This is a genomic window from Oleiphilus sp. HI0061, assembly GCF_001635675.1.
On sequence record NZ_LWFE01000891.1, the window covers coordinates 1 to 528 of the forward strand.

1 pseudogene is annotated in these 528 nt (G+C 45.5%); it reads left to right on the forward strand.

The features are described from left to right. Positions 1-489, forward strand: a pseudogene (locus A3735_RS30805) (class I SAM-dependent methyltransferase); the annotation flags it as partial. Between the last annotated feature and the right edge of the window lie 39 nt (positions 490-528).

Sequence of the window (528 nt, forward strand, 5' to 3'; positions counted from 1 at the left end):
CATGCACTAGATTTTTCCAGTGCGCCTCATCAAACCCTGCGAGAGGCAGCCAGGGTGCTCAAGTCTTCTGGTACGATGGTGATAGTTGGGTTTAACCCTCTCAGTACTTGGGGAGTGAGGAGGTTGTTAGGGAGGTCGCAGCAAGCACCCTGGAATAGTTGTTTTATTGGTGGTAAGCGAATCGAAGATTGGTTGAATTTGCTCGATTTTAGGGTGGGAACTACTAAATACCATTACTACGGCCTGCCTTTTAATAATGCAGGTTTATTTAGGCGTTTTTTGTGGCTCGATAAAGTGCTCAATACAAAAGTCCCCCTAGGCGCATACTATTTGATATCGGCACAAAAACAGGTCGGTTCACGAATCAATTCCTACTCAAAATGGCGTCGAGGTGCAAAGGTCGTAGGAATGCCTTTGGCAAGCTCACGGCACGCTCGGGTTTTGGAACAAGACTTTTCAGTTTATAACGAGAAAGATAAAGAAGAATGATAGAGATTTATACCGATGGAGCCTGTAAAGGCAACCCTG